The organism is Nonomuraea sp. NPDC049421 (assembly GCF_040677005.1).
GTDB classification, from domain to species: Bacteria; Actinomycetota; Actinomycetes; order Streptosporangiales; family Streptosporangiaceae; genus Nonomuraea; species Nonomuraea salmonea.
In genome coordinates this window covers 22,143-45,575 of record NZ_JBFAQA010000004.1, presented here as the reverse complement: position 1 = coordinate 45,575, position 23,433 = coordinate 22,143, and the positions used below count along the sequence as shown (strand labels likewise).

27 protein-coding genes are annotated in these 23,433 nt (G+C 73.4%); 9 read left to right on the top strand and 18 right to left on the bottom strand.

Going from position 1 to position 23,433, the window contains the following annotated elements:
- The first annotated feature begins 34 nt into the window (after window positions 1-34).
- Both AB0K18_RS08385 and AB0K18_RS08380 read left to right on the top strand, forming a co-directional pair.
- Window positions 35-2,764, top strand: a complete 2,730-nt coding sequence (locus AB0K18_RS08385) for a DEAD/DEAH box helicase (protein ID WP_364911732.1) — start codon at window positions 35-37, stop codon at window positions 2,762-2,764.
- 22 nt (window positions 2,765-2,786) lie between these two features.
- Window positions 2,787-3,947, top strand: coding sequence for an SWIM zinc finger family protein (locus AB0K18_RS08380; RefSeq protein WP_364911729.1), 1,161 nt, complete (start codon window positions 2,787-2,789; stop codon window positions 3,945-3,947).
- A gap of 3 nt (window positions 3,948-3,950) precedes the next feature.
- On the opposite strand, the gene AB0K18_RS08375 is transcribed toward AB0K18_RS08380, so the two are convergent.
- The 10 genes from AB0K18_RS08375 to thrC form a co-directional block, all read right to left on the bottom strand.
- Window positions 3,951-4,586 carry an SDR family oxidoreductase gene (locus AB0K18_RS08375; protein ID WP_364911726.1) on the bottom strand — a complete coding sequence of 212 codons (636 nt, stop codon included), beginning with the start codon at window positions 4,584-4,586 and terminating at the stop codon, window positions 3,951-3,953.
- 57 nt (window positions 4,587-4,643) lie between these two features.
- Window positions 4,644-5,249, bottom strand: a complete 606-nt coding sequence (locus AB0K18_RS08370; RefSeq protein WP_364911723.1) for an SRPBCC family protein — start codon at window positions 5,247-5,249, stop codon at window positions 4,644-4,646.
- Window positions 5,249-5,599 (bottom strand): metalloregulator ArsR/SmtB family transcription factor, encoded by a 351-nt coding sequence (locus tag AB0K18_RS08365; protein ID WP_364568258.1) that lies wholly within the window; start codon window positions 5,597-5,599, stop codon window positions 5,249-5,251. Before AB0K18_RS08365 ends, AB0K18_RS08370 begins: the two co-directional genes overlap by 1 nt.
- Before the next feature lie 39 nt (window positions 5,600-5,638).
- Window positions 5,639-6,250, bottom strand: coding sequence for an energy-coupling factor transporter transmembrane component T (locus AB0K18_RS08360; RefSeq protein WP_364911720.1), 612 nt, complete (start codon window positions 6,248-6,250; stop codon window positions 5,639-5,641).
- A complete protein-coding gene (locus AB0K18_RS08355; protein ID WP_364911717.1) occupies window positions 6,247-6,921 on the bottom strand; it encodes an ABC transporter ATP-binding protein in 675 nt (224 codons plus the stop codon). The genes AB0K18_RS08360 and AB0K18_RS08355 overlap by 4 nt, the downstream gene beginning before the upstream one ends.
- Before the next feature lie 3 nt (window positions 6,922-6,924).
- Window positions 6,925-8,055: a thiolase family protein gene (locus tag AB0K18_RS08350; RefSeq protein ID WP_364912728.1), complete on the bottom strand. Its 1,131-nt coding sequence runs from the start codon at window positions 8,053-8,055 to the stop codon at window positions 6,925-6,927.
- 2 nt (window positions 8,056-8,057) lie between these two features.
- Window positions 8,058-9,422, bottom strand: a complete 1,365-nt coding sequence (locus tag AB0K18_RS08345) for a class I adenylate-forming enzyme family protein (protein WP_364911714.1) — start codon at window positions 9,420-9,422, stop codon at window positions 8,058-8,060.
- 7 nt (window positions 9,423-9,429) lie between these two features.
- Window positions 9,430-10,035 carry a biotin transporter BioY gene (locus AB0K18_RS08340; protein WP_364911711.1) on the bottom strand — a complete coding sequence of 202 codons (606 nt, stop codon included), beginning with the start codon at window positions 10,033-10,035 and terminating at the stop codon, window positions 9,430-9,432.
- A 91-nt stretch (window positions 10,036-10,126) separates the two neighbouring features.
- Window positions 10,127-10,750 (bottom strand): DNA/RNA non-specific endonuclease, encoded by a 624-nt coding sequence (locus AB0K18_RS08335; RefSeq protein WP_364911708.1) that lies wholly within the window; start codon window positions 10,748-10,750, stop codon window positions 10,127-10,129.
- 165 nt (window positions 10,751-10,915) lie between these two features.
- Window positions 10,916-11,968 carry a threonine synthase gene (gene thrC / locus AB0K18_RS08330; RefSeq protein WP_364911705.1) on the bottom strand — a complete coding sequence of 351 codons (1,053 nt, stop codon included), beginning with the start codon at window positions 11,966-11,968 and terminating at the stop codon, window positions 10,916-10,918.
- Window positions 11,969-12,023: 55 nt separating this feature from the next.
- Between thrC and AB0K18_RS08325 the strand changes: the two genes are divergently transcribed.
- On the top strand, window positions 12,024-12,851 hold the full coding sequence (locus AB0K18_RS08325) for a MurR/RpiR family transcriptional regulator (protein WP_364911704.1): 828 nt from the start codon (window positions 12,024-12,026) through the stop codon (window positions 12,849-12,851).
- Here the strand turns inward: AB0K18_RS08325 and AB0K18_RS08320 are convergent.
- The 5 genes from AB0K18_RS08320 to AB0K18_RS08300 form a co-directional block, all read right to left on the bottom strand.
- Window positions 12,835-13,362, bottom strand: a complete 528-nt coding sequence (locus AB0K18_RS08320; RefSeq protein ID WP_364911701.1) for a GNAT family N-acetyltransferase — start codon at window positions 13,360-13,362, stop codon at window positions 12,835-12,837. The two genes, AB0K18_RS08325 and AB0K18_RS08320, sit on opposite strands and share 17 nt — an antisense overlap.
- Window positions 13,363-13,373: 11 nt before the next feature.
- A complete protein-coding gene (locus AB0K18_RS08315; protein ID WP_364911699.1) occupies window positions 13,374-13,934 on the bottom strand; it encodes an XRE family transcriptional regulator in 561 nt (186 codons plus the stop codon).
- Between the two features lie 28 nt (window positions 13,935-13,962).
- Window positions 13,963-14,271 carry a DUF6204 family protein gene (locus AB0K18_RS08310; protein WP_364911697.1) on the bottom strand — a complete coding sequence of 103 codons (309 nt, stop codon included), beginning with the start codon at window positions 14,269-14,271 and terminating at the stop codon, window positions 13,963-13,965.
- Window positions 14,252-14,890: a TetR/AcrR family transcriptional regulator gene (locus AB0K18_RS08305; RefSeq protein WP_364911695.1), complete on the bottom strand. Its 639-nt coding sequence runs from the start codon at window positions 14,888-14,890 to the stop codon at window positions 14,252-14,254. The genes AB0K18_RS08310 and AB0K18_RS08305 overlap by 20 nt, the downstream gene beginning before the upstream one ends.
- Window positions 14,891-15,071: 181 nt before the next feature.
- On the bottom strand, window positions 15,072-15,893 hold the full coding sequence (locus tag AB0K18_RS08300) for a nitroreductase/quinone reductase family protein (RefSeq protein WP_364911692.1): 822 nt from the start codon (window positions 15,891-15,893) through the stop codon (window positions 15,072-15,074).
- 294 nt (window positions 15,894-16,187) lie between these two features.
- Here AB0K18_RS08300 and AB0K18_RS08295 point away from each other — a divergent pair, with 294 nt between their 5' ends.
- Both AB0K18_RS08295 and AB0K18_RS08290 read left to right on the top strand, forming a co-directional pair.
- Window positions 16,188-16,634 (top strand): helix-turn-helix domain-containing protein, encoded by a 447-nt coding sequence (locus tag AB0K18_RS08295; protein WP_364911689.1) that lies wholly within the window; start codon window positions 16,188-16,190, stop codon window positions 16,632-16,634.
- Between the two features lie 106 nt (window positions 16,635-16,740).
- Window positions 16,741-17,604, top strand: coding sequence for an aldo/keto reductase (locus AB0K18_RS08290; RefSeq protein WP_364911687.1), 864 nt, complete (start codon window positions 16,741-16,743; stop codon window positions 17,602-17,604).
- On the opposite strand, the gene AB0K18_RS08285 is transcribed toward AB0K18_RS08290, so the two are convergent.
- Window positions 17,597-18,640, bottom strand: a complete 1,044-nt coding sequence (locus AB0K18_RS08285; protein WP_364911684.1) for a serine/threonine-protein kinase — start codon at window positions 18,638-18,640, stop codon at window positions 17,597-17,599. The genes AB0K18_RS08290 and AB0K18_RS08285 overlap by 8 nt on opposite strands.
- 192 nt (window positions 18,641-18,832) lie before the next feature.
- Here AB0K18_RS08285 and AB0K18_RS08280 point away from each other — a divergent pair, with 192 nt between their 5' ends.
- From AB0K18_RS08280 to AB0K18_RS08265, 4 genes are all read left to right on the top strand, one after another.
- Window positions 18,833-19,237, top strand: coding sequence for a helix-turn-helix domain-containing protein (locus AB0K18_RS08280; RefSeq protein WP_364911681.1), 405 nt, complete (start codon window positions 18,833-18,835; stop codon window positions 19,235-19,237).
- 83 nt (window positions 19,238-19,320) lie between these two features.
- On the top strand, window positions 19,321-20,001 hold the full coding sequence (locus AB0K18_RS08275) for an NAD(P)H-dependent oxidoreductase (protein WP_364911678.1): 681 nt from the start codon (window positions 19,321-19,323) through the stop codon (window positions 19,999-20,001).
- 73 nt (window positions 20,002-20,074) lie between these two features.
- Window positions 20,075-20,449, top strand: coding sequence for a DUF5655 domain-containing protein (locus AB0K18_RS08270; protein ID WP_364911675.1), 375 nt, complete (start codon window positions 20,075-20,077; stop codon window positions 20,447-20,449).
- Window positions 20,450-20,701: 252 nt separating this feature from the next.
- A complete protein-coding gene (locus tag AB0K18_RS08265) occupies window positions 20,702-21,148 on the top strand; it encodes a VOC family protein (RefSeq protein WP_364911672.1) in 447 nt (148 codons plus the stop codon).
- Here the strand turns inward: AB0K18_RS08265 and AB0K18_RS08260 are convergent.
- Together AB0K18_RS08260 and AB0K18_RS08255 are read right to left on the bottom strand one after the other, a co-directional pair.
- Window positions 21,120-22,580 (bottom strand): FAD-dependent monooxygenase, encoded by a 1,461-nt coding sequence (locus tag AB0K18_RS08260; RefSeq protein ID WP_364911669.1) that lies wholly within the window; start codon window positions 22,578-22,580, stop codon window positions 21,120-21,122. The genes AB0K18_RS08265 and AB0K18_RS08260 overlap by 29 nt on opposite strands.
- 180 nt (window positions 22,581-22,760) lie before the next feature.
- Window positions 22,761-23,369 (bottom strand): TetR/AcrR family transcriptional regulator, encoded by a 609-nt coding sequence (locus tag AB0K18_RS08255; protein ID WP_364911666.1) that lies wholly within the window; start codon window positions 23,367-23,369, stop codon window positions 22,761-22,763.
- Between the last annotated feature and the right edge of the window lie 64 nt (window positions 23,370-23,433).

Here is a 23,433-nt window from a genome sequence, read left to right as displayed (position 1 = left end):
ACCACACCCTCAGCGTACCGTACACTGTACGGCCGTGAGCTCTCAGACGGATCTGGCCCGGCACCCTGCGGTCTTCCAGCCCGGCGACCCGCCCAGGACCGGGCACATCGCCTTCCTCGACCCCGCCGGTGACAGTGTGCTGACCGTGGCAGAGGAACGCGACGGCGGCGTGGCCACGCGCGCCGTCCCCGCCACCCTCGTGCCCGTCGGTGAGGCCGTCGCCGCCCTCGCCAGAGCGCGCAAGGACCCCCACGCCCACCCGGCCGCCCGCTTCTGGGGCGCCGCCGCCCTCATCGCGCTGCAGCTCGTCACCCGGGGCCGCATCCTGCCCGGCGTGTCACCGGGCGAGCACGACTCCTGGCGGGCCGGGCCGCTCGACGCCGACGACGCCCGCCGCGTCCGCGAACTGGCCGCCGCCATGCCCGCCACCGCCCGCGCCGTCCCCCTGCCCGCCGGCGACACCCTGCCCGCCGGCGACGCCCTGCTGCCCGACGCCGAGCCGCTGGTGCGGGCCTTTCTCGACGCCGTCGCCGACGCGATGCCGCGCTCGCCCGGCGCCGTACGCGCCACCGGCCTCACCGCCTACGCCGCCGCGAAGCCCGTCAAGGTGCCCCACCTGCGCGGCTGGGCCGAGGAGGTCTCCGCCGGGCTGGACGCGGGCCTGCGGCTGTCGCTGCGCATCGAGGCCGACGACCCGGTGGCCGCCGAGTTCCGCGCCGTCGCCCAGCTGCACAGCCTGGCCGACCCCTCGCTGGTCGTGGACGCCGCCGACCTGTGGCGCGGCGGCGAGGCCGGCTTCGGCCCCGGCGCCAGGATCGAGGCCACCCTCGCCGTACGCAGGGCCGCCCGCGCCTGGCCCCGCCTGGAGGAGCTGCTCGACAGCACCGTGCCCGACGAGCTGACCCTGTCCGACGGCGACGTGCAGGCGCTGCTGGCCGGAGCCGCCGACCGGCTGGCCGCGGCGGGCGTGGACGTGCACTGGCCGCGCTCGTTCGTGCGCGGCCTCACCGCCCGCGCCGTCGTCGGCGACCGCGACCCCGCGCCGTCCGACCTGCCCTCCTTCCTCGGCGGCCACCACCTGACCAGCTTCGACTGGCAGCTCGCACTCGGCGGCGAACGCCTGACCGCCACCGAGATGGACCAGCTCGCCGAGGCGCACCGCCCCGTCGTACGTCTGCGCGACCAGTGGGTGCTCATCGACCCCGACCTGGCGCGCAAGGCCCGGACGCGCGAGCTCAAACCGCTGACCGGCATCGAGGCGCTCGGCGCCGCGCTCACCGGGACGGTCGAGGTCGAGGACGAGCAGATCCCCGTCGAGCCCACCGCCTGGCTCGACGAGCTGCGCCGCCGCCTGGCCGAGCCCGCCGAGGTGCCGCCGCCGCCCGGCCTGGCCGCGACCCTGCGCGACTACCAGTACGCGGGGCTGCGCTGGCTGGCCAGGATGACCTCGCTCGGCCTCGGCGCCTGCCTGGCCGACGACATGGGCCTGGGCAAGACCGTCACGCTCATCGCGCTGCACCTGCACCGCGCCTCAGGGCCGACGCTCGTGGTCTGCCCCGCCTCCCTGCTGGGCAACTGGGAGCGCGAGATCACCAGATTCGCGCCGGGCGTCCCGGTACGCCGCTACCACGGCGGCAACCGCACGCTCGCCGACGAGGGTTTCGTGCTCACCACGTACGCCACCATGCGCCTCGACGCCGACCGCCTGGCCGCGCACCCGTGGGGCCTGCTGGTCGCCGACGAGGCCCAGCACGTCAAGAACCCGGCGTCCGGCACCGCCAAGGCGCTGCGCGAGATCCCCGCCGCCGCCCGCGTCGCCCTGACCGGCACCCCCGTCGAGAACAACCTGTCGGAGCTGTGGGCCATCCTCGACTGGACCACCCCCGGACTGCTCGGCCCGCTGACCCGGTTCCGCGCCCGCTGGGCCAGGCCGGTCGAGTCAGGCGACACCGCCACGGCCGAACGCCTGTCGCGGCTGGTCGGGCCGTTCCTGCTGCGCCGTCGTAAGAGCGACCCCGGCATCGCGCCCGAGCTGCCGCCCAAGACCGAGACCGACCGTCCCGTCGCCCTCACCACCGAGCAGGCCGGTCTGTACGAGGCCGTCGTCCGCGAGATCATGACCCAGATCGCCGACGCGCGCGGCATGGCCAGGCGCGGCCTCATCGTCAAGCTGCTCACCGGGCTCAAGCAGATCTGCAACCACCCCGCCCAGTACCTGCACGAGAGCGACCCGCGCCTGCCCGGCCGCTCGGGCAAGCTGGAGCTGCTGGACGAGCTGGTCGACACCATCACCGCCGAGGACGGCTCCGTGCTCGTCTTCACCCAGTACGTCGCCATGGCCCGCCTCCTGGAGCGCCACCTGACCGGCCGGGGCGTCGCCACCCAGCTCCTGCACGGCGGCACCCCCGTCGCCCGCCGCGAGGAGATGGTCAGGCGCTTCCAGGACGGCGAGGCGCCCGTCTTCCTGCTGTCGCTCAAGGCCGCCGGCACCGGGCTCAACCTCACCCGCGCCGACCACGTCATCCACTACGACCGCTGGTGGAACCCGGCCGTCGAGGACCAGGCCACCGACCGCGCCTACCGCATCGGCCAGACCAGGCCCGTCCAGGTGCACCGCCTCATCGCCGAGGGCACGATCGAGGACCGCATCGCGAAGATGCTCACCGCCAAGCGCTCGCTCGCCGACGCCGTGCTCGCCTCCGGCGAGGCCGCCTTCACCGAACTGACCGACGCCGAGCTCGCCGCCCTGGTCGAACTCCGATGACCAACCCGATCCTGGAGCCCCGATGACCCCCGCCCGCGGCTTCCCCGCCTTCCCCCGCCAGCGCGCCGGCGCCCGCTTCGCCACCTCCTGGTGGGGGCGCGCCTGGATCCAGGCCATGGAGGACACCTCGCTCGACCACACCCTGCTGCGCAAGGGCCGCGCGTACGCCAAGACCGGGCAGCTCGGCCCGATCACCGTCAGCCCAGGACGCCTGGCCGCGGTCGCCGAGCACGAGTACGACGTGGTCGTGAGCGTCGAGCAGCTCACCGGCGACGCATGGGAACGCTTCCTCGACCAGGTCGCCGCCAAGGCCGGCCACATCGCCGCGCTGCTCGACGGCGACATGCCGCACGACCTGGTCGACGCGGCCGAGTACGTGGGCGTGCCGCTGCTGCCCGCCGTCGGCGACCTGGAGCCCGAGTGCTCCTGCCCCGACTGGGGCCACCCCTGCCAGCACGCCGCCGCCCTTTGCTACCAGGCGTCCTGGCTGCTGGACGCCGACCCGTTCGTCCTGCTGCTCCTGCGCGGCCGCGGCCAGAGCGACCTGGTCGAGGCCCTGCAGGCACGGAACGCGGCGGGCGCCGCCACGCGTTCGGGGCGGACGGAGGATGCCGCCCGGCCGTCCGGCACGCCGGCGGCGGTCGCGTTCGCGGCCGGGGTGCCCCCGCTGCCCGACCCGCCGTCGTACGACGTCGCCTACACCCCACCCGCCCTCGACCCGGCGCCCGGCGTGGACGTGGCCGCCCTCGCGGTGCTGGCCGCCTCCGCCGCCGCCCGCGCCCGCGACCTGCTGCTGCACGACCGCCTGCCGCACCTGACCGAGCACGAGGACCACGTACGGCTGCTCGCCGACCACATCCTCGACCAGCCGGACGCCCGAAGCGAACAGGAGCTGGGGGCGGCCGTGGCCGCCTGGCGGCACGGCGGCGCCGACGGCCTGGCCGCGCTGGAGCACGCCTGGACCCCGCCCCGCCACGACCTGGCCAGAGCGCGCGCCCGGCTCGAAGCCGCCTGGGAAGGCGCGCAACCCCCGCCGGTGCAAGCCTGGCGCAACCGCTGGACCCTCGGAGAGTTCCAGCTCCGCTACGGCCGGGACGGCCGCTGGTACCCCTTCACCCGCCGCGACGACCGGTGGTGGCCCGCCGGCCCTCCGGACCGTGACCCCTCGGCCCTCGTCGGCTGAGCCTCACGTCGCCACCGACACCACGTGACCCGCCGACGTGCCGTCCTCGATCAGCTTGAGCATGCAGTCGGCGAGGTCGGCGCGGGTGGTGATGTGGCCGCCGCGGACGCTGAGGTCGCGGGCCGTGCGGTAGCGGTGGGTGCGGCCGGCGTCGGTGAGGCGGGCGGGCCGCACGATCGTCCAGTCCGTACGGGACTGGCGCACCAGCCGTTCCGCCACCGCCAGGTCCGCGTAGACGTGGCGGAGGAACCGGCGGATGACCGGCTTGAGCGCGTACCGCGAGAAGGGGCCGTCACCGGCGTCGCTCTCCAGCCCGGCGGCGCTGACCATGAGCAGCCGCCGCGTCCCGGTGCGTTCCATGGCGGTCAGGATGGCGCGGGTGCTGTCGGAGCAGACGGTGGTGGGGCCCGTGCCGCGGGGGCCCATCGCGCTGAGCACCGCGTCGCGGCCCGCGACAGCGGAGGCGATGGCGTCGGGGTCCATCACGTCGGCCTGGACGACGTCTGCCTGCTCGCGCAGCTCGGCGGGCAGCCGGGCGGGGTCGCGGACCACGGCGGTGACCTCGTACGCCAGGGCGAGGCCCTGGCGTACGAGCTCGAGCCCGCTGCCACCGGTCGCACCGAAGACGGTGATCTTCATAGGGCTCCCTCCAAGGGTGAGTGAGTACTCACTACCCTACTCGGAGGGGCCCGCGGGTCACTCGGGGGCGTAGAAGGCGGTGGTGGCGGCCACCGTCGCGGCCACCAGGTCGGGTGAGCCGCCCGCCGCCCGGTGCGCCTCGCCCCACGCCTTGCTGCTGGTCGTGATGCAGCGCCGGCCCTCCTCGGTCTCGTGGAAGGTGTTCTCGTCGGGCTTGACGCCGCCGCTCAGATACAGGGCAAGGCCCAGCAGCCCCAGGTCCCAGCCCACCCCCGTGGCGCCTGGGCCGAACTGCGACCACATCTCCTCCGGCACCTCCGCCGTGTGCCGCAGCTCCAGCACCGTGCCGCCGTCCTTGGCGGCCAGGCTCACCTCGACCTCGGAGAAGCCGGGCGCGGGGCCGAACAGCCAGCTGATCCTGAACATGCTGGGCGGCTCGCAGCGCAGGATCTCGCCATGCGCGTTGCCCTCCAGCTGGTAGTGGCCGCCCAGCCGCAGGTCGCCGCTGACCGGCAGGAACCAGCGGGAGATGCGGTCGGCGTCGGTGCAGGCCTGCCAGACGTCCTCGATCTCGGCGTCGTAGTGGCGGCGCAGCACCTGCACCTTGCGCTCACCGTCGATCAGCTCGCGGTGCGTCTTGTTGATCTCGTCGACCATGTCCATCAGGGATCCTCTTTCTCTTTTGTGATGCGGCGTTCGCGCTTGCCCCGGGCCAGCTCCGTCGCCAGCGCGTCCAGGCGCTGGTCCCAGAAGGCGCGGAAGCGCTCCAGCCAGGCGTCGATCTCGCGCAGCGGGCCGGGCTCGACGGCGTAGAGGCGGCGGGTGCCCTCCGCCCGTACGCTCGCGAACCCGCTGTCACGCAGCACCCGAAGGTGCTGGGAGACGGCCGGCTGCGAGATGCCGAACTCCTGCCGGATGACGGCGGTGACCTCGCCTGAACTCAGCTCGCCGGTGGCCAGCAGCTCCAGGATCCGGCGGCGTACCGGATCGCCGAGGACGTCGAAGGCGTGCACCACCAGAGTGTTTCAGGATCTGCTTATATAAGTCAACTCTTAATTATCGTCGTCGAGCCCGCGGGCGCTCAACGCCTCGCCCAGCGCGTCGGCGTGCCGCAGCGAGCTGACCACCAGCGGCACCGCGAACGCCCGCAGGCTGCGCTCGACGCCCCTGGCCCGCTGCGCCTCCCTGACCCGCGTGGCCAGCGACGCCACCACCGGCACGCTGCGGATGGTCAGCGACAGCAGCAACGACAGCCGGAACGGGTCCAGCCCCACGAACCGGACCGGCGACAGCAGCCGCTCCAGCGCCGCCATCATGGCCGCCGACCGGGTGGTCAGCGTCACCAGCCCGGCCAGCGCCACCGCCAGCACCACCCGCAAGGTCGTGGCGGCGGCCGCGGCCGGCCCGGCGAAGACGAGCTGCACGCCGAACAGCATCACGGCGAACCAGCGCACCGGCTTGACCTGCGCCCACGCCGCCGCCGCGCCGACCCTGGCCAGCGCGTACAGGGCCGCCACCACGACCCCCGCCACGGCCAGCGCGAGCGGCGAGCGCAGCAGCACCAGCGCCGTGCAGGCCAGCGCCAGCGCGGCCAGCTTCGCGCCGGCGGGCAGCCGGTGCAGCAGCGAATCTCCGGGTACGTAGGCGCCGGTGAGGCTGTTCACGCCATCAGCTTCCTGTAGTGGGCGATGGCCTCGGCGGGCGTGCCGTCGGCGGCCACCCGGCCATCATCGATCACCAGCACCCGGTCGAACCCCGACAGCAGCGGCAGGTCATGGGTGACCAGGAACACCTGCTGCGGCATCTCCTCCAGCAGCTCCGCCACCTGGCGCGAGTGGCGCAGGTCGAGCAGCGTGGTGGGCTCGTCCATGACCAGGATCTCCGGCTCCAGCACCATCACCGAGCACAGCGCCAGCAACTGCTTCTGCCCGCCCGACAGGTGGTGCGCGGGATGGTCGGCGTGCCCGGCCAGGCCGTAGCGGCCGAGCACCTCGGCCACCCGCCGGTCCACCTCCTCGCGCGTCAGGCCCTTGCGGCGCAGCGAGAACGCGACGTCCTCGGCCACCGTCGGCATGACGATCTGCGCGTCGGGATCGGTGAACAGGAACCCCACACCGCGCCTGATCCTGGCGCCGTCGCGGCGGGTGTCCATGCCGAGCACGGTGACCTGGCCGGACGACGGCAGCGCCAGCCCGTTGACCAGCCGGGCGAGCGTGCTCTTGCCGGAGCCGTTGGCGCCCACCACGCCCACCCGGCGCTCGGGCAGCGCCGCGGTGATGCCGCGCAGCACGTCGCGCGTGCCCAGCCGGACGTGCACGTCAGCGAATTCGATCAACTCTCACACCACCTCGAACAGGGCGGCCACGCCCATCCCGCCGCCGACCGCGGCCGCCGCCAGGCCCAGCGTGCCCTTCGGGGCCGCGGCGCGGACGAGCCCGCCGAACAACCTGGTCACCACCACCGCGCCGGTCGCGCCCCACGGATGCCCGAGCGCCAGCGCGCCGCCGCCGGGACACACCCGCTCGTCGTCGGCGCCCAGCGGGTCGAGCCCGAGCGCGTCGGTGACGGCCAGCACCTGCGCCGCGAACGCCTCCACGATCTCCACCACCGCGATCGACTCCATCGCCACCCCGGTACGCGCCAGCACCCGGCGGATCGCCGGCACCGGCCCCCACCCGGGCAGCTCGGGATCGCACCCGGCCACGGCCCCGGCCAGCAGCCGCAGGCCGGGCATGCCGTCGCGCAGCCCCTCCGGCACCAGGGCCACGGCGGCGGCGCCGTCGCTGTTCGGGGAGGAGTTGCCGGCCGTCACCGTGCCGCCCGGCACGAACGCCGCCGGCAGCCGGGCCAGCGACGCCGCCCGCAGCGGGCGCGGGCGCTGATCGTCGGTGCGGCCGGCGACGGGGACGCTCTCGTCGGTGAACCGTCCCGCCGCGCGGGCGGCCAGGGCGCGGGCGTGGCTGCGGCAGGCGTAGGCGTCCTGCCGTTCGCGATCGACGCCCTTGGCCGCGGCCAGCGCCTCGGCCGCCGGGCCCATGTCCGGGTCTGGGCTGCCTTCCGGGGTGAACGGCGCCCGCTCGTACGGCTTCGAGGCCCCTCTGAACGTGCGCAGCGGCGCGGCCGAGGCGCTCTCCACGCCTCCGGCGATCACCAGGTCCGCCTCGCCCGCGCGGACGGCCTGGCCGGCCAGCAGGATCGCGGCCAGGCCGCTGCCGCACTGCCGGTCCACCGTCACCCCCGGCACCTCGTGCCCGAGGCCGGCCGCCAGCGCGGAGACCCTGGCGACGTTCCCGCCGGGTCCCATGCAGTTGCCCAGCACCACGTCATCGACCGGCCGTCCCTTCAGGTCGCCCGCCACTGCGGCGATCACGGGTGCGGCCAGGTGTTCGGCGGTCAGCGACTTGTACGCGTGCCCGGCCGTGCCGATCGGCGTGCGCCGGGCCGACACCACCACGGGGGTCAGGTCCATGGTCACGTCAGCCGCCTGATGGCCGGGTCGCCGCTCGCCAGCCGGGCCGCCACCAGCGCCCGCGCCGGCTTGCCCGTGGGCGTGCGGGGCAGCTCGGGCACCGCGTACCAGCGGCGGGGCCGCTGCGCCCAGTCGAGCCCGCCGCGCGCGGTCTCCTCCAGCAGCGCGCGTGGCGGCGGCTCGGAGAACGGGGTCTCGACGACCGCCGTCACCACCGCGCCCAGGGACGGGTGCGGCGAGCCCACCACCACGACGTCTCCCACTCCGGGCACCTTGCGCAGCACCTCTTCGACGTCCTCGGGCACGACGGTGGCGCCGCCGGTCTGGATCGCGCCGTCGCCGCGCCCGCGTACGCGCAGTACGCCGCCCGCCCGGTACGGCTCGGCCACGTCGCCCACGCTCACCCAGCCGTCCTCGTCGCGCCGCAGCGGCCCGGCCGCCGCACCCAGGTAGCCCTCGGCCAGCCACGGCGAGCGCACCCACACCTCGCCCAGCGGCCCGTCGCCGCGCACCTCGATCTCCACCTCGGGAAAGGGACGCAACCCGCGCCCGTCGGTGTCGGCGGCCACGAACGACAGCTCGGTGGCTCCGTAGTAGGTCACCACGCGCACGCCGGCGCGTTCTGCGGCCTGGCGCGTGCCGGGGGCGAGGGCGGCGCCGCCGACCACGGCCACCCGCAGCGAACCCGGTTGTTCCAGCACGTCGGGCAGCCGGTGTGGCACCAGGTGCACCACGCTCGCCGCCGCCAGGTGATCGGCCAGGGCACGGCCCGGCCAGCGTCCCGGCAGCAGAGCCGTGGCGCCGGTGGCCAGGGTGTGCAGGGCGGCGAACGCGTACAGGGAGGAGACCAGGGGGCCGGGCACGAGCACGACGTCGTCGGGGCCGATGCCGGTCAGGGCGTTCAGATGGTGGTAGGAGCCGGTCCAGGAGGCGCGGGTACGGACGATCGCCCGCGGCCGCCCGGTGCTCCCGGAACTGAAACAGGCCCAGGCGAGATCGTCGGGCCGGGCCCGCCGCCGCACAGCGGGGCCGGGCGGGGGCGTGTCGATCGGTGATGTGGTGATGGGGACGGTCGGCAGAGGGGCGGTGAGCGTGCGCCAGCGGTCGCGGTCCCAGGTGTGGTCGCCCACCAGGGGGGTCGCACCGGCGAGGTCGGCGGCCAGGACGGCGACGAGCAGGTCCACCGGGTCGGCCAGGCCGATGGCCGCCGTCACCCCGGGGCCGAGCCCGTCGTCCGCGAGGTGCCGGGCGGCGGCCTCGATGCGGGCGGCGAGCCGCGCGTAGGTCAGCTCGCCGCCGGGTCCGCGCACCGCGAGCTTGGAGGGCCGCTCGGCGGCGTGCGTCAGCACGTGTTCTGCTACGGGCATCGAGCGGTCAACGCCCCCCGCCGAGGCGTTCGCGGTGCACGGCGGGCACCGCGTCGGGGTAGGCCCGCTGGACGCCCCTGACCACCACCGCCGTCAGCGCGGCCTTGATCAGGTCGCCGGGCAGGAACACCCCGGTGAGCCCGGCCGCCGTGCTGAGGGAGACGCCGGTCACCAGCGCCTGCACCGGGATGCCGAACAGATAGACGACGCCCATGCCGCCCACCACGGACGCCACGAACAGCTGGAGCACACTCGGGCTGCGCCCCGCCCGCTCGACCAGCCAGCCGGTGACGGCCGCGCCGGGCAGCCAGCCGATGAGGAACCCCGCCGACGGCGAGAAGAACACGCCGAGCCCGCCCCGCCCATTGGCCAGCAGCGGCAGCCCGGCGGCGACCAGCACGTACAGGACCAGGACGGCGAGCGCGCCCCGCCACGCGCCGAGGACGGCGCCGGCCAGCATCACGCCCATGGTCTGCAGCGTGATCGGGACGGCGTTGCCGAAGACGTTCAGCGTGCCGGGCAGGCCCATGACCGCGATGAGCGCGGCGAAGACGGCCACCCGCGCCAGCGTGCCCGTCGCGAGCCTCCTGCGCTTTTTCCCTTCATCCTTCATGGCGTCGATCCCACACCAGAACGGGCGGGCTCAGGCATGGAGGTATCCCACAACTTTCCCTCCGATCATCTGCTGGCGATCGATACCGCGCTCACGCGCCGTCCCTGCCGCACGGCGCGGCATCGAACGCGGCAGTTATCCCGTTTTGCTGGGATTCCAGGTCTTCGGCGCTCAGTGTACGGTTCGGCAAGGTGAACGTGACCGGCCGGGATGCCACCTTGAGGCTGACGCGGATCGTGTCGGGGGTCAGGGTCCTACGGTCGGGATAGTGCAGGCGTACCCGGTAGTCGCGCACCTCGCCGCCGTCCTCCAGGCAGGCGCGCGCCCCGTTCTCCACCCGTTTCATCAGGCCCTGGTTGATCTGCCTGCCCCGCATGGGCACCAGGTTGTAGCGCATGCTCGCGCCGCGGAAGGAGGCGGCGATGAGGTGGCCGCCCTGCCAGTCGCCGCTCCCGCCCCAGTCGCCGACCTTGCCCTCGCACGAGCCGCGCGGGGCGTCCCGGTCGACGAGCGTCTTGGCCACGGCTTCTACGGGACGTCCTGCGGCGTCGGTGGTGAAGGTGTGCTCGTAGGCGCGGTAGGTGGCCGACGCTTCGAGCAGCCGCGCACAGGGGGCGGCGTCGGGCTTGAGCACGGGGGCGGAGGCGGCGGCGGTGAGCAGGAGCGCGGTGGCGCTCGCGCCGCCCAGGGCACGGCGAAGTCGGGTCGCGGGCACGGCAGGAGTCCTCTCGGAGCAGGGGGTCACCGCTCAGGAGAGGGGAGGCCGACGGCGCTGAACCGCCCGATCGGCCACCTGTCGGCTTTGTCGTGACTTTCGTGCCCGTGAGAACTTTCACATAACGTTACTGTTCAGCTACTTCGAGTGGTTGTCGCAGGTAGGTCAGGCTGCGAGCCGCAAAGCTGTGGCCACCTCCCCGGTCGCCGCCGAGGTCTCGGTGGCGGTGTAACCGCCGCGCAGCGACGCGTCGAGGTCCTTCAGGCCGTTGCCGCTCAGCGTGATCACCACCCGCAGGCCAGGCTCCAGCCCGCCCCTGGCGTGCAGGTCGAGCAGCCCCGCCACCCCGGCCGCCGACGCGGGCTCGGCGAAGACGCCGTCGCGGCGGGCGATCAGCCGGTACGCGGCGAAGATCTGCTCGTCGCTCACCGCGCCGATCAGCCCGCCCGACTCGTCCCTGGCCGCGATCGCGCCCTCCCACGTCGCCGGGTGCCCGACGTTGATCGCACTGGCCTCCGTGCGCGGCTCGGACACCGGCGCGCCGTGCACCAGCGGAGCCGCCCCGGCCGCCTGGAAGCCCCACATGCGCGGCGGCTCGCCTGGGGAGTAGGTGCGGTAGCCGGTCCAGGTCGCGGTGATGTTGCCGCCGTTGCCGACCGGCAGGCAGTGCACGTCGGGCGCCGCGTCCAGGGCGTCGACGATCTCGTACGCGACCGTGCGCTGCCCGGCCAGCCGCAGCTCGTTGCCCACCGAGTTGACCAGCGCGACGGGGTGATGGGCGGCCAGCTCACGGGCGACCCGCAGGCAGTCGTCGAAGGTGCCGCCGACCTCGACGATCTCGGCGCCGTACCGTACGGCCTGGGCCAGCTTGCCCAGCGCCACCCGCCCCTTGGGCACGAGCACGGCGGCGCGCAGCCCGGCGCGGGCGGCGTAGGCGGCGGCCGAGGCGCTGGTGTTGCCGGTGGAGGCGCAGATCACGGTCGCGGCGCCGGCCTCGGCCGCGCGGCTGATCGCCACCGTCATGCCCCGGTCCTTGAACGATCCCGTCGGGTTCGCACCCTCGACCTTCAGCCAGACCTCGCAGCCGGTCAGCTCGGACAGGTGGGCCGAGCGCAGCAGCGGGGTGTTGCCCTCGTTGAGCGAGATGGCCGGGGTGTCGGGGGTGACCGGCAGCCAGCGCCGGTAGGGACTGTCGATGAGGCCGTTCCAGGTAGTCATGCTCGGAACCGTAACATTCGTTTCGTATGCTTGGAATGATGTAACATTCGTCAGTATGGAGAGCGACGCGATCGTGGCCAGGCTCAGCGCCGTCTACGCCGAGCTGCCGCCGGGAGAGCGGGCGGTGGTGCGGGTGCTGCTCGACGACCACCCGTTCGCGGCGCTCGGCTCGCTGCGCGCGCTGGCCGAGCGGGCCGGGGTGAGCCCGCCGACCGCGTCCCGGCTGTTCGACCGGCTCGGCTACGCGGGCTTCGCCGACTTCCAGGCCGCCGTACGCGACGGCGCCAGAGACCGCTCACGCCTGCTCGAATACGTCACCCGCCCCGATGACGAGCCCCCCGGCGAGCTGGGCGAGGCGGCCGAGGAGCTGCGCGCCGGCCTCGACGGCACACTGGCCGCCGTCCCCGCCCAGCTCTGCCACCGCGGCGCGGGCCTGCTGGCCGAGGCCAGGACCGTCTGGGCGCTCGGCGGGCCGCTGAGCGAGCTGGCCGCCGACTACCTCATCCGCCAGCTCGCCGGCCTGCGCCCCGGCGCGCACCGGGTGCCCGAGCCGGTCCACGCGCGCGCACGTACCGTGCTCGACCTGGGCGCGGCCGACCTGGTGGTGGCCTACGACTTCCGCCGCTACTCCCCCGCCACCGCCCGTTTCGTGCGGGCCGCGCGCGGGCGCGGCGCGCGGCTGATCCTCGTCACCGACACCTGGGGCTCGCCGCTTGCCGCCGAGGCGGAGCTGCTCATCGCGCTGCCGCGCGAGGCCGCGGGGCCGATCGCGCCGCTCGCCCACGAGATCGCGGTCACCGAGCTGCTGCTCGTCGCCACCGCCGCCCGCCTGGCCCCGGCCGACCGGCTCGCCGACCTCGACGCGCTCACGCAGTCGCTGTGAGCCGCTTGTAGAAGAAGCTGCACTCGCGCAGCGTGCCGTCGGGCGAGCCGGCGTAGTCGGGGACACTGCCGAAGCGGGTCCAGCCGCAGGTGAGATAGACATGCTCGGCCGCGCTGCCGGTCTCGGTGTCGAGCATCAGCAGGTCGAGGCCGGCCGCCGACGCCTCCCGCTCGGCGGTGGCGAGCAGGGCGCGCGCGTGGCCGCGGTTGCGTGCCTCGCGGTGCACGATCAGCTTGATGATCTCGCCGCGGTGCCGGGAGTTGGCCTTCGGCGAGGGGACGAGGCCGACCGTGCCCACGACGGCGCCGTCCTCGCGGCAAGCCCACACGATGAGCTCGCCGGCGGCGACGGCGGGGGCCTGCGCGCGCCACCAGGCGGCGGCGTCCTCGATGTCGAACGGCATGACGAACCCCAGCGAGAAGCCACCGTCCACGGCGTCGGCCAGCAGCGCGGCCAGCTCCTTGACGCAGGTCTCGAACTCGGCCGGGGACAGGCGGGTGATCGTGCGCATGCGGGCTCCTCCTAGGGCAGGACGACGAAGATCGCGTACCGGACCGGGCCGGGGCCGGGGCAGCGGAACCTGGACGGCCCCCACAGGCGGAAGCGCAGGCAGTCGCCGGCCTCCACGGCATGCGTACGCCCGTCGAAGGTGATCTCCACCGACCCCTCCAGCACCCAGATGTGCTGCTCAAGGCCCGGGACGGGCGGGGCGTCGTAGGCGATGTCGGCGCCCGGCCGCAGCCGCCCCTCCACGACCTCGCCGCGCAGCCCGGGGTGGGGCGGCGAGACGGAACGGCGCACGAAACCTGACGACTCGTCCCGCCACACCTGCTGCGCCCCGGCGGCCACGACCTGCGGCGGCTCGGTCTCGACCTCGGCCAGCAGCCGCGACATCGTCCGCCCGTGCACCTCGCAGAGCTTGCCGAGCAGCGCCGCCGTCGGGCTGATCTCGCCGCGCTCCAGCCGCGACAGCGTCGAGCGGCTGATGCCCGACCTGCTCGCCAGCTCCTCCAGCGACCAGTCACGCTCGATGCGCAGCCGGGCGAGGCGGTCGGCGAGCCGGCTCTCCACATCCCCTCTCATATCCGGGATTCTATCCCAGATATGAGAATCAGCGCCGGCGGATCTTGATGTCGCGCATGTCCGTCACGCCGATGCGCAGCACCTCGTACGGCTGCCCGTACGCCTCCAGCGCCGCCATCGCCCCCAGCGCCGCCTCGTCGTCCCCGTCCTCCGGCTCGGCCGGCACCTGGCAGCGGAACGTGAACACCTTCACGCTCTGATCGTGGGTGAACGTGCCCGCCTCGGTGAACGCCGTCCCGGCCGCCGCCCGCACCGCCTCCCGCCCGGCGTCGTCGAGCCCCTGGAACTTCCCGCTGATCGTCACCCGGAACATCACGTCACTCCCCTCGTACGGCATAAGCCAGCACCTTCTCGCCGAGCACGCTCTCGGCCGCGTCCAGCAGTTCCAGCACGGCCTCGGCGATCGCGTCCGGCTGCTCGCCCGCGGCCGTGCGGCGGCCGATCTCGCCCAGCACCAGCGCGTGCAGGCTGCCGATGTGCCAGGCGACCACGCGGGGCAGCGGATCATCCGGCCCCACGCCGCACTCCTCGGCCAGCAGACCGGCCAGCTCGCCGGTCATGCGCTGCCCCAGGTCCTCCAGCCGTGCGGTCAGCGTGGGCGCGGCCCGCATCATCTCCAGCACCCGCCCGAACCCCGGCGTCAGGCCCACGCGGCGCTCGCGCTCACGCACCTCCTGCCGCAGCCGCGCCAGCACCGCCCCGGCCGCCGATTCGCCGGGCGCGCGCCCGGCCACGATGTCGGCCAGCCGGCGGGGCGAGGCCTCCTCCGGCGGCAGCACCAGGTCCTCCTTGGCCTGGAAGTAGTTGTAGACGGTGTTCACCGACACCTCGGCGGCGGCCGCGACCTCGGCGATCGTCACGTTGTCGAAACCGCGCTCGACGAACAGGCCGACGGCAACCTCGGAGATGTGCTGCCGCGTGCGGCGCTTCTTCCGCTCGCGCAGTCCTTCAGTCATGCCGCTGGAGCGTACTGTAAATTTGCAATCCACTGCAATTTTTGTCCGCGCACGCCGAAGGGGGCGCGTGATCAGTGGTGAGAGGTCGGCTACGCCGAAAGCTGTGGCGCCGGGCCCGGACGCAACGTCAGGATACGTCCGGCGTGTCCCTCATGTCACAGGGGCACGCCGGACGTCCGCGTCAGTTCAGCAGCGCGACGAGCTGCTGCTCCTCGTAGTCGAGATGGGCCTCCAGCTCCTTGGTGAGCCGGTCCACGCCCGCGATCAGGTCGGCGGGCGCGACGTCGTCGGCCGACAGCAGTGACCTGAGCTCCTCCAGCAGCCGTGCCACCACCTCATGCTCGGCCCGCAGCCGCCCTATCGCCGGAGCCAGCTCCGGATACTGCCGCTCCAGGCCGGGGAACAGACCGTTGTCCTCGTGCGAGTGGTGCATGTGCAGCCCCGCGCACATGGTCAGGCAGTTGATCCGCAGCTGCGCGGCCAGGCGCGGCCCCGAAGCGGCGGCCTCCCTGCGGATCAGGGCCAGCTCGCGGCGGAAGACGTCGTGGATGTCCTTGAGCGCGTCGCCCATGCGCCGCCCGGCCGGCGGCCCGAACTCGGCCTGCACGAGCGCCACCACCGGCAGCGTGCGGCCCGAGCGCTCCTCGTAGGCGGCCCAGCCCGGGTCCATCTCGACGGCGCGGGCGAACACGCGGTCGCGCTCCTCGCCCTCCAGGACGACGGCGTCGGCCGCGTACGTGAAGATGCCGTCCTCCACGGTGACCCGGGGGGTGGCGCGCAGGTTGTGGTACCAGGCCGGGTGCCTGGACGAGCCGCCGGCCGAGGCGATGACGAGCACACGGTCCTCGTCGGGCAGGTAGCCGAGCGGGGTGGTGTGCGGGGCGCCCGACTTGGCGCCGACGGTGGTCAGCAGCAGTAGCCTGCCGCCCTCGAAGGGGCCGCCGACCTGGCCGCGGTTGGCTCGGAACTCGTCGATGACCTGCTGGTTGAAGTTTTCCGGCATGCTGAAAGAAGGCTCCCTGATGATCGGTGTCTTGGACATGCTTCGACCCGCGCGGGCATGCCGGCGCGCGGGTGCTTACGACACCGCAACAGGCATGGGAAGACGCACGGGCGCGGTGTGCTCAGGCACGACCGATGGTGTGAGTGTCCACGGCGTCATCCCCCTTGATTCGGCGCCTCCATGCCGCGACCGTCCTCCCGGCCGGCGACACGCGACGCGACCGCCATTACGCCCATATCAGCCGGAGTCTGTCAACCGATCCCGATCATCGGGAGCCTGAGTACAGTAATGAAAGTGAGTAAGACCGATCAGGATGAGCCGGCCTGCTCCATCGAGCGCAGCCTGCAGATCCTCGGCGAGCGGTGGACCCTGCTGATCCTGCGCGAGATCTTCCGCGGCAGGCACCGCTTCGCCGACATCAGAGACTCCCTGGGCGTCGCGCCCAACCTGCTCAGCGCCCGGCTGAAGACGCTGGTCGCGGCCGGGGTGCTGCGGACGTACACCTATCAGGAGCCGGGCAGCAGGCAGCGCCGCAGCTACCACCTCACCCCGGCCGGCGCCGACCTGCGGGTGGTGCTGGGCGCGCTGCAGCAGTGGGGCGACGAGCACCGCCCGCGCCCGTCCGGGCCCTCGGCGCTGCGCAGGCGACGCTCCACCGGCGAGCCGGTGCACGTCGCGTTCGTCGACGGCGAAGGCCGCGAGGTGACCGGCGAGGACGTGGTGATCGACCTCCGGCCATGATCGGTGGCATGGCTTTGCCCGAGGTTGAGATAGGGCGCGGACCCACGGGGCAGGCCCACCCAGCACGCCTGCGGCCTCGACGGGCCAGCGGAGAAAGGAAAGCGCCATGACCTCTGTGCGGGCCGACGCGTCCGGCCAGTTCACGATCGAGAACGTTCTTCCCGTCAACCGGCTCGGTTACGGCACCATGCAGCTCACCGGGAAAGGGGTGTGGGGGCCTCCTGCCGACGAGGACGAAGCCGTCCGCGTGCTGCGCCGCGCGGCCGAGCTCGGCGTCACGCTGTTCGACACCGCCGACTCCTACGGCCCGCTGGTCGCCGAGCCACTGCTGCGGCGGGCGCTCGCGCCGTACGACGAGAGCATCGTCATCGCCACCAAGGCCGGGCTCACCCGGCAGGGCCCCGACCAGTGGACCCCCGTCGGCCGGCCCGCCTACCTGCGCCAGCAGTGCGAGATGAGCCTGCGCGTACTCGGGCTCGAGCGCATCCCGCTGCTCCAGCTGCACCGCGTCGACCCCGAGGTGCCGCTCGAGGACCAGGTCGGCGAGCTCAAGGCGCTCCAGGACGAAGGCAAGATCGCCCACATCGGCCTGTCGGAGGTCAGCGTCGAGCAGATCGAGCAGGCCCGCGCCGTCGCCCCGATCGCCACCGTCCAGAACCTCTACAACCTGGCCGACCGCTCCGCCGAGAGCGTGCTCGACTACTGCGAGCGCAACCAGATCGGGTTCATCCCGTGGTTCCCGCTGGCCACCGGCGGGCTGGTCAAGCCGGGCGGGCCGCTCGACGCGATCGCCTCGCGGCTGTCGGCCACGCCGTCGCAGCTCGCGCTCGCGTGGCTGCTGCGCCGCTCCCCGGTGATGCTGCCGATCCCCGGCACCTCCTCGATCGCCCACCTGGAGGAGAACGTCGCCGCCGCCGGCCTCGAACTGACCGACGACGACGTCGCCGAGCTGTCGGCCGCCGTCAGCTGACCGAGCCGATCCGGCCCGCACGTCCGGCGAGCACCGCCGCGCAGGCGGCCACGACCGCGAGGCCGCGACGCCGGTGTGGCCGGTGTGGCCGCCGGTGCCGGGCCTGGTGGCACGGGGCCTGCTGGGACAGGGCTTGCTGGGGCAGGGCCTGCTGGGACAGGGCCTGCTGGGACAGGGCCTGCTGGGACGGAGCCTGGCGGGACGGAGCCTGCTGGGACAGGGCCGGGGCGGGCTTGTGGCCGGCCAGCTCGCACAGCACCTGCGCCGCCGCGGGCCGGGCTGCCGGGTCCTTGGCCAGGCAGGCGGCCACCACGCCGCGCAGCGGCTCGGGCAGCCCGGACAGGTCGGGCTCGGCGTGCAGCACGGCGTTCAGCGTCGCCGGCACGCTGCCGCCGGCGAAGGCCGGCCGGCCCGTGGCCGCGTAGATCATCGTGCCCGCCCAGGAGAACAGGTCGGAGGCGGCTGTCGGCGGCAGGTCGTCGAACTGCTCGGGTGACATGTAGGCGGGCGTGCCGATCGGCGTGGCGGAGCGGGCGGCCGCGTCCAGCGGCGAGGCGATCCCGAAGTCGATCAGCACGGGCCCTTCGCTGCCCATGATCACGTTGCTCGGCTTGATGTCGCGGTGCACGATCCCGGCCGCGTGAATCGAGGCGAGCGCCGTCAGGGTGGTGACGGCGAGCCGCTCCAGTGCGCTGCCGCCGCGCGGCCCGTCCTCCTTGACCAGCCGCTCCAGCGAAGGCCCGGGGACGTACTCGCTGACGATGTACGGGCGTTCCCCGGTGAAGCCGGTCTCCAGCACCCGGGCCGTGGCGAAGCCCGCCAGCCCCCGTACGATGTCCGCCTCACGCCGGAAGCGGCGGCGCATGGGACGGTCGGCGGCGAAGCAGGGGTGCAACACCTTGATCGCCACCCGCCGCCCGGCGGGCGACGCGCCGAGGAAGACCGTCCCCTGGCCGCCCTCCCCCAGCCGCCCCAGCACGCGGTGGCCGCCGATGTGCGCCGGGTCGCCGCGGCTCGGTACCGGAAGATCCTGCATGATCTGTCACCTCTCTCGAACTCGTGCGGTGGCCTCGCGGCACCATGGGCGGGCGCGGCGGCGCCGGTCCGCGGTCGGGACGGTCATCGCGGGGCTCCTCGGTAAGTCGCCTTCGACCCCTGATGTACTCTTCGACGGCCGGTAACAGCAACGTGACCAGGTCACTTACGAGTGACGGGGAGACGGGGGCCGATGTCGCATCAACGCGAAGCCGACAGGGTGCTGCGTTCGCGGGGCAAGGCGTGTCTCGACCACGATCCCGACGTGCTGCGGTCCGTCCTGGACCGGGTGGCCGATCGGTGGAGCCTGCTCCTGATCGGGCTGCTGGAGGAGCGGCCGATGCGCTTCACCGAGCTGCTGCGGGTCGCGCCCGGCATCTCGCGCCGCATGCTGTCGGTGACGCTGCGCGGGCTGGAGCGTGACGGACTGGTCAAGCGGGTGGCCTACCCGGAGATCCCGCCCAGGGTCGAGTACGAGGTCACGCCGTTCGGGCGCAGCCTGTCGGAGCCGGTGCTGGCGCTGGCCCGCTGGACGCTCGCCAACCAGGACACCATCCGCGCCAACAGGGACGCCTTCGACGAGGCGACCGGCGGCTGAGCCTGTTACGTCCGGGTGACCACGGTTCTGTTGAAGTGACCGATCACCGGCCTGTAGTCAGTAGTGCGAGGTCGGCGCAGCGCATGTCGCCCACCTCGACCTGCGACGTCTCCCCCGCCACCGCCCTGCCTCCAGGGCCGATCCGGCTACGCCACGTCACGGGCCGCTCGCACATCGGAACCTTCGAAAGGACCCCCGTGATGACCCGCATCGGCATCATCCTCGGCAGCACCCGTCCCGGCCGCAACGGCGAGCAGGTGGCGCAGTGGGTGCTGGAGCACGCTTCCCGCCGCCCCGACGCCACCTTCGAGATCGTCGACCTGCTGGACTACCCGCTCCCCCACCTCGACGAGCCCATGCCCCCGGCCTACGGCCAGTACCAGAACGAGCACACCAAGGCGTGGGCGGCCAAGATCCGCTCGTTCGACGGCTTCGTCATGGTGACGCCCGAGTACAACCACTCCACCTCGGGCGTGCTGAAGAACGCCATCGACTACCTGTTCGCCGAGTGGAACAACAAGGCGTTCGGCATCGTGTCGTACGGCAGCGTCGGCGGCGCCCGCGCGGCCGAGCACCTGCGGCTGATCGGCGGTGAGCTGAAGCTCGCGGACGTGCGCACCAACGTGACGCTGTCGCTGTTCGCCGACTTCGAGGGCTTCACCAAGCTCGCGGCCGGCGAGCACCAGGTGGCGGCCTTGTCGGCCATGCTGGACGAGGTGCTGGCCTGGAGCCGCGCCCTCGCCCCGCTCCGTCAGGCCGCCTGATCCGCCGCCTGACCCGCCGTCCGCTCCGGTCGGGGTGCGCCCCCGGCCGGAGCGAGGCGTGCAAAAGTGAATCATGAACGATTCCACGTGGACGATCGACGATCACCTGGCCGGCAAGCCCGACGAGTTCGTGGCCTTATATCACCGCTTCATCGACCTCGCGCAGGGCTTCGGGCCCTTCACCTACGCCGTCTCCAAGAGCATGATCACCCTCAAGGGCACCCGCCGCGGCTTCGCCGGTGCCCGTCCCGACGCCCGGGGGTTGCGCGGCTACATGGACCTGCAGCGCGTCGTCGAGGACCCGCGTTTCACCAGCGTGTCGCCGTACACGAAACGCCTGTTCGTCCATGCCTTCCGCATCACCGGGCCCGAGCAGCTGGACGATGAGTTCGCGGGGTGGCTGGGGGAAGCGTACGACGTGGGGCAGGGTCGCCACCTGCTCACGTGAGACACGTCACGCGTGGCAAGGGAAGCGTTCCCGCCCCCGTCTGAGTTGCAGTTTTCAACTCAGCTTGTGGACGGAGAACACCATGGACATCAAGGGATCGGTCGCGCTCGTGACGGACGGCAACCGCGGGATCGGCCGCGCCTTCGCCCCGATCCTGGCGCGCAACGGCGGCGGCGCCCTGGCCCGGCCGGTCGGCGCCTGACCGGTTTCCGCCGGTCGGCCGGGGGCAGCCGGGTCAAGGAGGCGCAGGTCATGGACATGAAACTCGAAGTCGTCGTGCTGCCCGTCGCGGATGTCGACCGGGCCAAGGACTTCTACACCGGGCTGGGCTGGCGGCTGGACGCCGACGTCACCACGGATGCGGACTTCCGGGTGGTACAGGTCACGCCGCCCGGCTCGCCGGCCTCGGTCATCTTCGGCACGTCGGTCACCTCGCAGGAGCCGGGCTCGGCGCAGGGGCTGCACCTCGTCGTGGACGACATCACCGCCGCGCACGACGAGCTCCAGCGGCTCGGCGCCGCCCCGAGCGAGGTCTTCCACGACGCCGGCGGCGTCTTCCACCACGCCGGCACCCGGGCCCGGGTTTCCGGCCCGGACCCGGAGCGGGCCAGCTACGGCTCGTTCCTGTCGTTCAACGACCCTGACGGCAACGGCTGGGTGCTGCAGGAGGTCACCACCCGGCTGCCCGGCCGGGTGTGACGGGTGCGCCGAACCAGCGCGCAAGGCAGTCGTCCAGGTCCCGCTGGTCGTCGCCGATCCAGGCGACGTGGCCGTCCGGGCGGAGCAGAACGCATGGCACGTCCAGCGCCGCCCCTGGATCCGTGAGCTGATCGACGCGGTCCGACCAGGGGCCGGTGGTGAGGCGTTCTGTGCGGTCGAGCAGCAGGCCGCGACCCTGACGCAGCAGGGGGTAGAGGCGGCCCCGCTTCAGCTCCAGGTCGGGCAGACGGCGGCCGAGCAGGTCGGGGCCGGGGCCGAAGTCGTAGCGCACGGCGAGGCCGGTGATCTTCTCGATGAGATGACGGTTGACCTCGTCGAAGGCCACCAGCTCCGTGAGCAGCCGCCGCACCGCGCGCGGGCCGGGCTCAGGGGAGGCCAGCTCCGCCTGGGCGCGGGTGTTGTCCAGCACGTCGGCGGCCACCGGGTGGCGTTCTGCGTGGTAGGCGTCGAGGAGCGTGTCCGGCGCCCAGCCGCGGATCTGCGCCGCCAGCTTCCAGCCGAGATTGACCGCGTCCTGGACGCCCAGGTTGAGTCCCTGCCCGCCGAACGGCGGATGGATGTGCGCCGCGTCCCCGGCCAGCAGCACCCGCCCCACCCGGTAGCGGTCGGCGAGGCGGGTGGCGTCACCGAAGCGGGACAACCAGCGCGGCGCGTGCACGCCGAAGTCGGTTCCCGCGACGGCGCGCAGCTGCCGCCGGAAGTCGTCGAGCGTGGGCGGTTCCGTACGGTCGCTGACGTCCGCCGCCGGGATGACGACGCTGTACGTCGCGCCGCCGCCGAAAGGCCTGATCCAGAAGGGCCGGTGGGACCCGGCCACCGCGGCGACCGTGGCGGCGATCTCCTCCTGCGGCACGCCGGCCTCCATCTCGCCCATGAGCGTGTCGTTGCGCGAGGGCTCGCCGGGGAAGGCGACGCCGAGCCGCTTGCGTACGGTGCTGCGCGCCCCGTCACAGCCGACGAGGTAGCGCGAGCGCACCCGCTCGCCACCGGACAGCTCGACGGTCACGCCGTCGTCGTCCTGCTCGAAGCCGGTCACCGCGCGACCGTGCTCGACGTGGGCGCCCAGTGCGACGGCGTGCTCCTCCAGCAGGCGGTTGATGACCGGTTGCGGAATGCCGAGCAGGTAGGCGTACGGGGAGTCGAGGCCCTCGGGCTGGGGCGCGGGGATGGCGGCGAAGAAGCCGGCCGCCGGGCGGCGCCGGCCGTGCGGGAGCAGCCGGTCGAGCAGGCCCCGCATGGCCATCAGCTCCAGGCTGCGGATGTGCAGGCCGACGACGCGGACCATCGATCCGGGCTCGGTGTCCTGCTCCAGGACGAGGACCCGTACGTCGTGCAGCCGCAGTTCGGCGGCGAGCATCGCGCCGGTGGGCCCGCAGCCGGCGATGACGACGTCGTAGGGGGAAGAGTGCATCTGTGGTGCCTTTCGGGAGTGCCTTTGGCGGCGCTCCCGGCGGCACCTACGTCGGCCGCCCGACCGTGGCGGGAGGGCGGAGCGCCCACATCGCTACAGCGTTCATGGGTCTCACCTCCTCCGGCCGGGTCACGGTCACCGGAACGCTACAGGCCAGGCCACCGGCCCGTCCAACGTTTTTCACGGCAGCGGCCAGGTGCGCAGCGCGGCGTCGGCCATCGCCTGCAGCTCGTCGCGGCCGACGCCGCTCGCCGCCTGCACGGCGATGCCGAAGGCCAGGGTCGTGACGTAGCGGGCGAGCACCGTGACATCGGTCTCCGGCGGCAGGTCGCCCTCCTCGACGGCGCGCAGGAACCGGTCGCGGACGCGGCAGCAGCCGTCCTCGCGCCAGGCGACCAGCAGCTCGCGCACCTCGCGCCCCGAGTCGCTCGCCGCCAGGGCGCCCTGGACGCCGAGGCAGCCCGGCGGGCCGGCGGAGCGGGTGGTGGTGCGGACGGTGCCGGCCAGGATCGAGGTGGCGACGCCGAGCGCGGTCGGCTCCTCCAGCGCGCGGGTCAGGTAGCCGCCGGGGCCCTCGGTGTAGCGCTCCAGCGCCTTGCGGAACAGCTCCTCCTTGTTGCCGAAGGCGGCGTACATGCTGGTGGTGGAGATGCCCATCGCCTCGGTCAGCCTGCTGAGGCTGGCCCCCTCGTAGCCGTGCTCCCAGAACACGAGCATGGCCCGCTCGAGTGCTTCGTCGGCGTCGAACGCGCGCGGCCGGCCGATGGGTCCGCTCTGCCTGGTCTCCACGCGAGCAGTCTACCCCTTTTTGTATCGATCGCTTCAGAAGTGCTACCGTTCGAGTTCCGCATCG

Bases quoted from the DNA above. Each gene is read 5' to 3' on its own strand.
- AB0K18_RS08340 (WP_364911711.1), bottom strand. From the start codon at position 10,035: ATGAAGGATGAAGGGAAAAAGCGCAGGAGGCTCGCGACGGGCACGCTG.
- AB0K18_RS08290 (WP_364911687.1), top strand. From the start codon at position 16,741: ATGACCTCTGTGCGGGCCGACGCGTCCGGCCAGTTCACGATCGAGAAC.
- AB0K18_RS08315 (WP_364911699.1), bottom strand. From the start codon at position 13,934: ATGAGAGGGGATGTGGAGAGCCGGCTCGCCGACCGCCTCGCCCGGCTG.
- AB0K18_RS08275 (WP_364911678.1), top strand. From the start codon at position 19,321: ATGTCGCCCACCTCGACCTGCGACGTCTCCCCCGCCACCGCCCTGCCT.
- AB0K18_RS08320 (WP_364911701.1), bottom strand. From the start codon at position 13,362: ATGCGCACGATCACCCGCCTGTCCCCGGCCGAGTTCGAGACCTGCGTC.
- AB0K18_RS08270 (WP_364911675.1), top strand. From the start codon at position 20,075: ATGAACGATTCCACGTGGACGATCGACGATCACCTGGCCGGCAAGCCC.
- AB0K18_RS08300 (WP_364911692.1), bottom strand. From the start codon at position 15,893: ATGCCGGAAAACTTCAACCAGCAGGTCATCGACGAGTTCCGAGCCAAC.
- AB0K18_RS08350 (WP_364912728.1), bottom strand. From the start codon at position 8,055: ATGGACCTGACCCCCGTGGTGGTGTCGGCCCGGCGCACGCCGATCGGC.
- AB0K18_RS08260 (WP_364911669.1), bottom strand. From the start codon at position 22,580: ATGCACTCTTCCCCCTACGACGTCGTCATCGCCGGCTGCGGGCCCACC.
- AB0K18_RS08285 (WP_364911684.1), bottom strand. From the start codon at position 18,640: ATGCAGGATCTTCCGGTACCGAGCCGCGGCGACCCGGCGCACATCGGC.
- AB0K18_RS08265 (WP_364911672.1), top strand. From the start codon at position 20,702: ATGGACATGAAACTCGAAGTCGTCGTGCTGCCCGTCGCGGATGTCGAC.
- AB0K18_RS08310 (WP_364911697.1), bottom strand. From the start codon at position 14,271: ATGCCGTACGAGGGGAGTGACGTGATGTTCCGGGTGACGATCAGCGGG.
- AB0K18_RS08305 (WP_364911695.1), bottom strand. From the start codon at position 14,890: ATGACTGAAGGACTGCGCGAGCGGAAGAAGCGCCGCACGCGGCAGCAC.
- AB0K18_RS08345 (WP_364911714.1), bottom strand. From the start codon at position 9,422: ATGCCCGTAGCAGAACACGTGCTGACGCACGCCGCCGAGCGGCCCTCC.
- AB0K18_RS08375 (WP_364911726.1), bottom strand. From the start codon at position 4,586: ATGAAGATCACCGTCTTCGGTGCGACCGGTGGCAGCGGGCTCGAGCTC.
- AB0K18_RS08380 (WP_364911729.1), top strand. From the start codon at position 2,787: ATGACCCCCGCCCGCGGCTTCCCCGCCTTCCCCCGCCAGCGCGCCGGC.
- AB0K18_RS08280 (WP_364911681.1), top strand. From the start codon at position 18,833: ATGTCGCATCAACGCGAAGCCGACAGGGTGCTGCGTTCGCGGGGCAAG.
- thrC (WP_364911705.1), bottom strand. From the start codon at position 11,968: ATGACTACCTGGAACGGCCTCATCGACAGTCCCTACCGGCGCTGGCTG.
- AB0K18_RS08370 (WP_364911723.1), bottom strand. From the start codon at position 5,249: ATGGACATGGTCGACGAGATCAACAAGACGCACCGCGAGCTGATCGAC.
- AB0K18_RS08325 (WP_364911704.1), top strand. From the start codon at position 12,024: ATGGAGAGCGACGCGATCGTGGCCAGGCTCAGCGCCGTCTACGCCGAG.